This is a genomic window from Paenimyroides tangerinum, from assembly GCF_003865405.1.
Classification (GTDB): domain Bacteria; phylum Bacteroidota; class Bacteroidia; order Flavobacteriales; family Flavobacteriaceae; genus Flavobacterium; species Flavobacterium tangerinum.
In genome coordinates this window covers 18,327-28,669 of record NZ_RQVQ01000039.1, presented here as the reverse complement: position 1 = coordinate 28,669, position 10,343 = coordinate 18,327, and the positions used below count along the sequence as shown (strand labels likewise).

The following is a 10,343-nucleotide window of genomic DNA, read 5'->3' as shown; positions in this document are numbered from 1 at the left end:
GCTTTGCTATGCTCACTTTCATCCGCTGCGAGTGGTTCACTTTATCCGTTCTATCCACTTTAGGTAGTGTAAAGAAAAATACGATTTTATCAATTGAATTATCTGTTCACAACAACTTTATGTATTTCTTGAAAGTCTGTATTTTTAATTTTGAAAATATAAATACCATTACTCAAATTTGATAAATCAATTTGTTTTTCAGCTCCATTGAAATTTTGTGATAAAACTATTTGTCCTAAATTATTGTAAACTTCTAAATTGAAATTGCTTTCTAGATTAGAATCAATATGTACAAAATCTGAAGTTGGGTTTGGATAAATTGTAAATTGATATTTAGTTTTGGTTGGATTATCGGTCGAAAGTGGTGGACATTCTTCTTCAAAAACAGTATCTAAATATGTAATTCTGTCAGAAATCCAATTAGACATATATGTTAGATTTCCTGTATAATAATCAAAATCGTCCCAAACTAATGTTTCTCTTTCATAAATTCCATTAGAAAGTAACAGATTATAATTAGCATTGAACATATTCATAATCGAAGTATGAGTAATTACGTTTAGTCTTAATAACATCCATTTTGTACGTAATTTTTCACGAAAACCATTGGTACTGCAATCATCAATCAAGCGATCATAAAATCCATTAGTTAAAATATCATTCGTAATTTCATCATTAGAACCTGTCCACATGGTTCCAAAAGTTCCATCTAAATCCCAAGGAACGTAAAAATAAGGCGTATTTGCATCGTATTTTGCAATGTAGATATTTTTGCCAGTATTGTCCGTAGCACGTAATAAGTTTAAGAAAATATAATAATCAACTAAATTATCTATATCAAATTTAGAACTATAATTTGCATAAAAATCAACATCAGATGAATTGATTATAAAATCGCTCAAATCATATAAATTTTGCCAATTAATTTCTTCATCTGGATGTTTATATTCAAAACCATCCCAAATATCAGAATTGTTATCGAATGGAGGCAAGGTATAAAAAGTTGTATTTCCCCAATGATCACCTTTGTATAATTCACCACGAATTGAGCCGTTATGTTTCTTTAATTTTAATTGTTTTCTTTTAATTTTTTCACCTAAACAATAAATTCCTCGATATTCGTTATTTACAAAAAGTTCAACATAATTCATTCGAACTGCATTTATCGCATCTGGTTCATCCGAAATATAATGCAATTCATTAATCATTCTCCATAAATCAAAATTAGTTTTATTTCGAATTCTCAAAGGTTCATTTGCCATTGCTTGTAAATTCCAACTATCATCATTAACCATATTAAGTAACGTGTGATCTTCTGTGTCGGTTCCTAAAGTATCTGTCCAAAATTTAATTTCCATTGATTTTTTAGGCAATTCTTGACTATAACCACCACGATATTGAATGCCAATATTAGATTCTAAAAAAGTTTGATTTTTTTCAATCATTTTAAAATTTGCCCAAACATCTGGTTCATCAACAATTGTATTAGTTGTTGAAATCGAAATTATTGGGAAATCTGTAAAATATAAAGTGAAGTTAGAGTTCTTTGAAGGAATAAAAATAGTATAAGGTGTTCCGATTTCAATTGTTGTAACTGGAGTTATAAACGAACACAATTCACCAATACTGATATTCGTTTTAGAACCAGGCCAAGTAGAATTGATATTGGCAACATCCATATTTGTAACGACTAAACTATTTGTAACATCAATAAAAAATTGATTTTGATTGACAATAATAGTTTCAGTGGCATTCATTTTAAACGAAATTAAAATAAATGCAAAAAGAAAAGTAAAAAATTTCATATAAGTGATTTTAATTATTAGCTTATTTAAAAATCTGTTGGTTAAATAAAAATAGTAATTAAAATTTTATTATATGTATTTATTTAATAATTATTTTACGTTTTTGATAATAAACAACACTTTTAAAAAACATCATCTCAATCAAATCAACTTGAATATATTCTATTAATATTTAGAAATAGTATAAAAGATAGTTCTCTAATTCAACTTTTCTTAACTTTGCGAACTAGCTCCTCATTTTTTTAATAGTGATTAGTATCTTTAAATTATTTTTTGGAAATTATTTTTTGGAAATTACTTTTTTTGAATTTAAATTTTTTAAAATTGATTTTAGAATTATGTTTGGGAAAGACAAATTTTTCTACAAAGTATATTTCCAATTACTACCATAAAATAAATACTTACAATGAAATCCTATAATCGAACAAATTTTTTCAAACATACTTTTTGTGTTTTTGATGAGGTTGATCCAAATCAACTTCCAAAAGAAAAGCCTGATTATGTCAGTAAATCAAAAAGTTCGTACTATTTTACTGATGAAGGAGTTTTTAGAAAATCGAATCATTGGGGACGAGCCGCAAATTGCCGTTGGAAATTAATTTCTACAACCTATAAATCTCAGAATGAAATTGTAGCTTTTGCAAAATGGACCGATTTTTATCCAAATAACGAAACTGAAAAATTATATTTTATTCGAATAAATTCCGATTTCGAACCAACATTTCATCACAAATACGAAAATATATTTACAGAAACCGATGTTTTACGTACAGCTTTAGAAACTTCAAAACGTATTAAACTAATAAACGAAGTATTAGAAACAGGAAATTGGAGTAAATATATTAAACACACAGATTTTGAAAAATTAGAAGAACTAATGTTAAACGAATTGTTATATTCTAATAAATCATTTCAAGACATAAAAAGAGAATTAAATGGGAAGACGTAATGAAACCAATCGATTGGCTTTTAAAAAGAAAGTAGATAATAAGAAGGAAAAAGAAAAAAATTCACAAGAAACAAGAAAAGAGAAATTAAAACAAATCATTTCTAAATTCAATAATGAAAAAAAATAGTTAACAAAACATTTTTTAATCTCGTTATTTTTTCGTCTATTTATTCTAGTACTTTTTGACATCAAAAAAAATGGTACTAAAATTGCTTAGAAATAAATATACACCCTAAAAAAATTTATAATGGACGATAATTTTTCACCAAGAGTAAAGGAAGTCATAACTTTCAGTCGTGATGAAGCACTACGTTTAGGGCACGATTATATTGGTACAGAACATATAATGCTTGGACTTTTACGTGAAGGACAAGGAGAAGCGATTACAATTTTGTTAAATCTTGATATTGATTTGGCATTTCTTAGAAATCGTTTTGAAGCGTTGGTTCCAGAAAATCCAAACGCAGCTTTCAATGCTGAAAAGAAAAACATTCATTTGACTAGACAAGCTGAAAATGCCTTGAAAAGAGCATTTTTAGAAAAAAAACTATATAAAACAGATGTAATCAACACTGGTCACATTTTAATGTCTATTTTAAGAAATTCAGATGATCCAACTACAATACTTTTAAATCGTTGTAAAATTGATTATGAAGTTTGTAAAGATCAATTTATTTCAATTCTATCTGATAACGAAAACGACAATCAAAACGAAACTGAGTTTCCTAAAAATGATGCTTTCGATAATGATGGTGACGAAGACAGACAAAATGACAGTTTTTCTGGTGCAAATTCACCTGCAAACAAATCAACAAAAAAATCAAATACACCTGTATTAGATAATTTTGGACGTGATTTAACAGAAATGGCTGAACTTGGAAAACTAGATCCAATTGTTGGACGTGAAAAAGAAATTGAACGCGTTTCTCAAATCTTAAGTAGAAGAAAGAAAAATAATCCGCTTTTAATTGGAGAACCTGGAGTTGGGAAATCTGCAATCGCAGAAGGTTTAGCTTTGCGAATTGTACAGAAAAAAGTTTCTCGTATTCTTTTCAACAAACGCGTAATTACCTTAGATCTTGCAAGTTTAGTTGCAGGAACTAAATATCGTGGTCAGTTTGAAGAACGTATGAAAGCAGTTATGAATGAGTTGGAAAAAAACACCGATATCATTTTATTCATAGATGAAATTCACACTATTGTTGGAGCTGGAGGTGCAACTGGCTCATTAGACGCTTCAAATATGTTTAAACCAGCTTTAGCTCGTGGAGAAATTCAATGTGTTGGAGCAACCACTTTAGACGAATTCCGTCAATATATTGAAAAAGATGGTGCATTAGAACGTCGTTTTCAAAAAGTTATTGTTGAACCAACATCAGTTGATGAAACTATTACGATTTTAAATAACATCAAAGCAAAATACGAAGATCATCATAATGTAATTTATTCACAAGAAGCGATTGAAGCTTGTGTAAAGTTAACAAATCGTTACATGACTGACCGTTTTTTACCAGACAAAGCTATTGATGCACTTGATGAATCTGGATCACGAGTTCACATAACTAATATCGAAGTTCCTCAAGACATCCTTGATCTTGAAGCTGAATTAGAAAAAGTTCGTGATAGTAAATCTGCGGCTGTAAAACTTCAGAAATATGAAGAAGCTGCGAGTTTACGTGATGACGAAAAACGCGTAGAAAAAGATTTAGCAATTGCTCAAGAACGCTGGGAAGAAGAAGCTCGAAACAATAAAATTACTGTTACAGAAGATAATGTTGCAGATGTTGTTTCGATGATGACAGGGATTCCTGTAAACAAAGTTGCTCAAACAGAAATTAAAAAATTAGCTAATCTTCCAGATGCGATTAAAGGAAAAGTAATTGGTCAGGATGAAGCGGTTGCCAAAATTGCAAAATCTATTCAAAGAAATAGAGCCGGATTAAAAGATCCTAATAAACCAATTGGTTCTTTCATTTTCTTAGGGCAAACTGGAGTTGGAAAAACTCAATTAGCAAAAGTTATTGCAAAAGAAATTTTTGATTCAGAAGATGCTTTAATTCGAATTGACATGAGTGAATACATGGAGAAATTCGCAATTTCAAGATTAGTTGGCGCACCTCCAGGTTATGTTGGATATGAAGAAGGTGGTCAGTTAACCGAAAAAGTTAGAAGAAAACCGTATAGCGTTGTTCTTTTAGATGAGGTTGAAAAAGCGCATCCAGATGTATTTAACATGATGCTTCAAGTTTTAGATGATGGTCATTTAACTGATAGTTTAGGCCGTAAAGTTGATTTCAGAAACACAATCATCATAATGACTTCTAATGTTGGTGCACGTCAATTAAAAGATTTTGGTCAAGGAGTTGGCTTCGGTACCAAAGCAAAACAAGATCAAGTTGATGATAATACAAAGTCTATAATCGAGAATGCACTTAAAAAAGCTTTTGCTCCTGAATTTTTGAACAGAATTGACGATGTTGTTGTGTTTAATGCATTAGAAAAAGAACACATTCATCAAATCATTAATATTGAAATTTCAAAATTATATCAGCGTGTTAAAGATTTAGGTTATGAAGTTGAATTAACAGAACAAGCTTTAGATTTTATTGCCGATAAAGGTTTTGATAAACAATATGGTGCGCGACCTTTAAAACGAGCAATTCAAAAATATGTAGAAGATTTGTTAGCTGAAGAAATTATTAATAACAAAATTTCAGAAGGCGATCATATCATCATAGATAAAATAGAAAATGAGGAAGCTTTAGCTGCTTCAGTTGCAAAACAAGAAAAAGAATCTACTAATTAGTAGATTCTTTTTTTTATTATAATTTTGTTAAATAAATATCATATTATTAAATTTAATTTACATTTATAGTATAATTAAAACCAATCACTATGAATGTAAAATTTTATTTTTTTATTTTAATTACCTTTATTGTCTCCTTAATTTTCTTATTAAGCTGTAGCAGACCTGAACACCACTATGAATCTTCTTATGAAGTAATTAAAATGTCTCGTACAGATTTTGAAAATGCTGTAAAAATTACATCTCCTGTTAAAATGAAAAAAGCAGGTAAAATCTATATCAAAGATAATTATCTTTTTATTGGCGATACAAACAGAGGTTTTCATATTTATGACAATTCAAATCCAGAAAAACCAGTATTAATAGCATTTTTAGAAATGCCTGGAGTTACAGATATTGCAATTAGAAATGATGTCTTTTATGCGAATCAGGCAGTCGACTTAATTGCCTTTAAACTGGATATTGACAAAAAACAAGTTCAAATATTAAAACGTATAAAAAATACATTTCCAGAACTTGAATCCCCAGACCGTTTTGATGGATATGTAAAAGACGATGAAGTAATTGTAGATTGGAACGAAAAAGGTAAAAGTGATGAAAAAAATTAAATATATCTTATTGAGCATCTTCGTTGTTTTATTAACAATGAGTTGTTCTAAATCTGGTTCATCAAATAGTCAAACTGGAAATGGTTCATCAGATGGAAAAGGAGGATCTTTGGCAACTTTCGCGCTTAAAGATGATTATTTATATACAGTTGATAATCAAAAACTAAACATTTTCAATGTTAAACAAATTGAAAATCCCGTAAAAGTTAATCAAACAGATATTGGTTTTAACATTGAAACCTTATATTCATTAGATAATTATCTATTTGTTGGTTCTCGAAATGGAATGTTTATATATGATATAACAAATCCTGAGAATCCGAAGAAATTATCAGAAACGCAACATTTTAAGGCCTGTGACCCAGTTGTAGCAAACAAAACTCACGCATTTGTAACCTTACATTCTAACACAAATTGTGGAAATAATACAAATGTTTTATTAATTTATGATATCAAAGATCCTATAAATCCAGAATTAATTCATCAAAGAAACTTGAATTTCCCAAGAGGTTTAGCACTTCACGAAGATTATTTAATTGTTTGTGATGATGAATTGAAAATCTTTAATGTAAAAAATCCTTCAGAACCCTTTTTAGTTTCATCTTTTAATGCAAATTTTAAAGATGTTGTCGTTTATGATGATGTACTATTTGCGTTTGGTGAAAAAACTATCAATCAATTCAAATGGACGCGTAATGATTTTTCTAGTTTAAGACAAATAAGCTCGATTTACTATGAACCTGCAAAATAATAAATATTTTAAATTTTAAGAAAAAACACTATTTTTAAATAATATTTTAAAATACATACATATGCTTAAATTAACTAAACAAATTACAATTCTTTTTTTACTTGTTTTCACTTTAAGTTCGATGACATGTGAAGGAGAAGATGATTGGAGAAGCCGTTCTAATTATAAACCGACGACAATGTCTAGAGCAGACTTTGAAAATTCAATCAAAATGAGTGCGCCTCAAACGATGAAAAAGGCTGGAAAAATTTATCTTAAAGATAACTATATGTTTATTGGAGATTCAAATCGTGGTTTTCATATTTATAAAAATGATAATCCCGAAAATCCAGTATTAATTGCATTTATTGAAATTCCTGGAGTGACAGATATTGCCATTCGCGATGATATTTTTTATGCAAATCAGGCAGTTGATTTGATTGCTTTTAAATTAAATGTTGAAAATCAACAAGTTCAAATTGTTAAACGAATTCCAAATACTTTTCCAGAATTGGTTTCGCCAGATGGTTATGTGCAAAACGTTGGACAAGATCAAATTGTAGTAGATTGGAACTAAAACGAAAAAAAATGAAAAAAATATCTTATACTTTATTGTGCATCTTTTTTGTTTTAGTAACAATAAGTTGTTCTAGCGATAACTCTGGAAGTCAAGATTCTGGTGCGCCATCACAATCAGATGGAAAAGGTGGCTCTTTGGCGACATTTGCCTTAAAAGGAAATTACCTTTATACTGTTGATTATCAAAAACTAAATGTTTTTAGTATTCAAAACAAAGAAAATCCTGTAAAAGTGAATCAAAAAGATGTCGGTTTTAATATCGAAACCTTATATTCTTTAGATAATTACTTATTTATTGGATCTAGAAACGGCATGTTTATCTATGATATTACTAATCCTGAAAATCCAAATTTACTTTCAGAAGCACGACATTTTACAGCTTGTGATCCCGTTGTTGCAAATCAAACTCATGCTTTTGTAACACTTCATTCTAACACAAATTGCGGAAATAATTTAAATACTTTAATGGTTTATGATATTGCTGATCCAAGAAATCCAATTTTAATCCATCAAAGAAATTTAAGTTTTCCTAGAGGTTTAGCTTTACACGAAAATTATTTAATCGTTTGTGATGATGAACTAAAAATATTTGATATTACAGATCCTGCAGAACCAATTTTAGCCAAATCTTTTAATACAAATTTTAAAGATGTTGTTGTTTATAACGATGTGTTATTTGCATTTGGAGAAAAATCAGTTTCTCAATATAAATGGACAGGAAACGATTTTTTAACTTTAGAACAAATTAGTTCTATAGGCTATTAAAAGAAACTCCTTCGGGAGTTTTTTTGTTTTATATATAGATATAAAATTTAGCAGTAAACCAAACCTCAATTTAAGGAAAATATGTAAATAGCAGCGGAACTAAAGTTAGAAATACAATTAAATGAAATTACATCCTTTCTTTTTTTGATATGGAAAAGAGAACGGTGACAAAAGAAACCTTGCTTGGTGAGGAACCTTCAGAAACAAAAGAAGTTCAAGTTCTGGAACTGGAAATTTACCAAAAGATGAACTTGTAATTGAAGCTATTAACAAAGTCTTAAATAGATTTTTTTTGAAATGCTAGATTTAAATAATAAATACACTCTTTACGGGATTGTTTCATTTAAGTATTTTATTTATTAAAAATCTGAATCGTTATTTCATAGACGAGATACAACTTAAAATAAAAAGCTCGATTCTAACGAATCGAGCTTTAGTTATTTATACTGTGTACATTTTTGCACGTAATTCTTTAATTTTTGGATCATCTAAATAATCATCAAAAGTCATGTAACGATCAATAACTCCGTTTGGTGTTAATTCTAAAATTCGATTACCAACAGTTTGAGCGAATTCATGATCACTTGTTGTAAGTAAAACCGTTCCTTTAAAATTCTTTAATGAGTTATTGAAAGCTGTAATCGACTCAAGATCTAAGTGGCTTGTTGGTTCATCTAACATTAAAACGTTAGCACGAAGCATCATCATACGAGAAACCATACAACGTACTTTTTCTCCTCCAGAAAGAACAGAACCTTTTTTCAAAGCTTCTTCTCCAGAGAAAATCATTTTACCTAAGAAACCACGAACATAAACTTCATCTCTTTCTTCTTCTGTTTTAGCCCATTGACGTAACCAATCTACCAGAGTTAAATCATCTTTAAAGAAACTATGATTATCGAATGGCAAATAAGATTGATTTGTAGTAATCCCCCATTCGTAAGTACCTGAATCAGCTTTTAAATAACCATTTAAAATTTCATAAAAAGCAGTTGTCGCACGAGAATCTTTAGAGAAAACAACAATCTTATCTCCTTTATTAACATTTAAATCAACGTTCTTAAAAATAACTTCACCGTCAACAGATGTAGCTAAATTAACCACATTTAAGATTTGATCACCAGCTTCACGCTCTTGTTCAAAAATAATTGCTGGATATCTACGTGACGAAGGTTTAATATCATTAACATTCAATTTCTCGATCATCTTTTTACGAGAAGTTGCTTGCTTAGATTTTGCAACGTTTGCAGAGAAACGACGAATAAATTCTTCTAATTCTGCTTTTTTCTCTTCAGCTTTTTTGTTTTGCTGAGCACGTTGTTTTGCAGCTAATTGAGATGATTCGTACCAAAAAGTATAGTTACCAGAATAATGGTTAATTTTTCCGTAATCGATATCTGAAATATGTGTACAAACTGCATCTAAAAAGTGACGGTCGTGAGAAACAACTAAAACTGTATTTTCATAATTAGCCAAGAAATTTTCTAACCAACCAATCGTTTCAAAATCCAAATCATTGGTAGGCTCATCCATAATCAATACGTCAGGATTACCAAACAAAGCTTGTGCTAATAACACACGAACTTTTAATTTAGCTTCCATATCCGACATCAACATATAATGGAAATCCTCAGAAATACCTAAATTTGATAATAAAGAAGCTGCATCAGAATCTGCATTCCAACCATTCATTTCATCAAACTGAATTTGTAATTCGCCGATACGATCTGCATTTTCATCTTTATAATCTGCATAAAGATCATCCATTTCTTTTTTAACAGCGTATAAAACTTTATTCCCCATTAATACAGTTTCAAGAACTGTATATTCATCAAACATATTGTGGTTTTGGTTTAAAACCGACATACGTTTTCCAGGTTCTAAAATTACATGCCCTGAAGTTGGGTCATTGTCACCTGCTATAATTTTCAAGAAAGTAGATTTTCCTGCACCGTTTGCACCGATAATTCCGTAGCAATTTCCTTGTGTGAAAGTTGCATTTACTTCATCGAACAATATACGTTTACCAAATTGTACTGATAAATTTGAAACTGTTAACATGATTCTTTATTTGTTTTGGAAGTGCAAAATTAGTAAATAT

The 10,343-nt window shown here is 29.4% G+C and carries 9 protein-coding genes; 7 read left to right on the top strand and 2 right to left on the bottom strand.

Going from position 1 to position 10,343, the window contains the following annotated elements:
* Window positions 1–98: 98 nt before the first annotated feature.
* Window positions 99–1,805, bottom strand: coding sequence for a CotH kinase family protein (locus EG240_RS13560; RefSeq protein WP_125019900.1), 1,707 nt, complete (start codon window positions 1,803–1,805; stop codon window positions 99–101).
* A gap of 406 nt (window positions 1,806–2,211) precedes the next feature.
* Here EG240_RS13560 and EG240_RS13555 point away from each other — a divergent pair, with 406 nt between their 5' ends.
* From EG240_RS13555 to EG240_RS13530, 7 genes are all read left to right on the top strand, one after another.
* Complete coding sequence (locus tag EG240_RS13555; RefSeq protein ID WP_125019899.1) at window positions 2,212–2,754, top strand: hypothetical protein; 543 nt, start codon at window positions 2,212–2,214, stop codon at window positions 2,752–2,754.
* A complete protein-coding gene (locus tag EG240_RS16540) occupies window positions 2,741–2,881 on the top strand; it encodes a hypothetical protein (RefSeq protein WP_158612032.1) in 141 nt (46 codons plus the stop codon). The genes EG240_RS13555 and EG240_RS16540 overlap by 14 nt, the downstream gene beginning before the upstream one ends.
* Window positions 2,882–3,001: 120 nt before the next feature.
* Window positions 3,002–5,560, top strand: coding sequence for an ATP-dependent Clp protease ATP-binding subunit (locus EG240_RS13550; protein ID WP_125019898.1), 2,559 nt, complete (start codon window positions 3,002–3,004; stop codon window positions 5,558–5,560).
* Window positions 5,561–5,649: 89 nt separating this feature from the next.
* On the top strand, window positions 5,650–6,168 hold the full coding sequence (locus tag EG240_RS13545) for a hypothetical protein (protein WP_125019897.1): 519 nt from the start codon (window positions 5,650–5,652) through the stop codon (window positions 6,166–6,168).
* On the top strand, window positions 6,155–6,919 hold the full coding sequence (locus tag EG240_RS13540) for an LVIVD repeat-containing protein (protein WP_235830386.1): 765 nt from the start codon (window positions 6,155–6,157) through the stop codon (window positions 6,917–6,919). Before EG240_RS13545 ends, EG240_RS13540 begins: the two co-directional genes overlap by 14 nt.
* A 61-nt stretch (window positions 6,920–6,980) precedes the next feature.
* Window positions 6,981–7,475 (top strand): hypothetical protein, encoded by a 495-nt coding sequence (locus EG240_RS13535; protein WP_125019895.1) that lies wholly within the window; start codon window positions 6,981–6,983, stop codon window positions 7,473–7,475.
* A gap of 11 nt (window positions 7,476–7,486) precedes the next feature.
* On the top strand, window positions 7,487–8,242 hold the full coding sequence (locus EG240_RS13530; RefSeq protein WP_125019894.1) for an LVIVD repeat-containing protein: 756 nt from the start codon (window positions 7,487–7,489) through the stop codon (window positions 8,240–8,242).
* 441 nt (window positions 8,243–8,683) lie between these two features.
* Here the strand turns inward: EG240_RS13530 and EG240_RS13525 are convergent, their stop codons facing one another.
* Window positions 8,684–10,303, bottom strand: a complete 1,620-nt coding sequence (locus tag EG240_RS13525; RefSeq protein ID WP_125019893.1) for an ABC-F family ATP-binding cassette domain-containing protein — start codon at window positions 10,301–10,303, stop codon at window positions 8,684–8,686.
* Window positions 10,304–10,343: the final 40 nt, after the last annotated feature.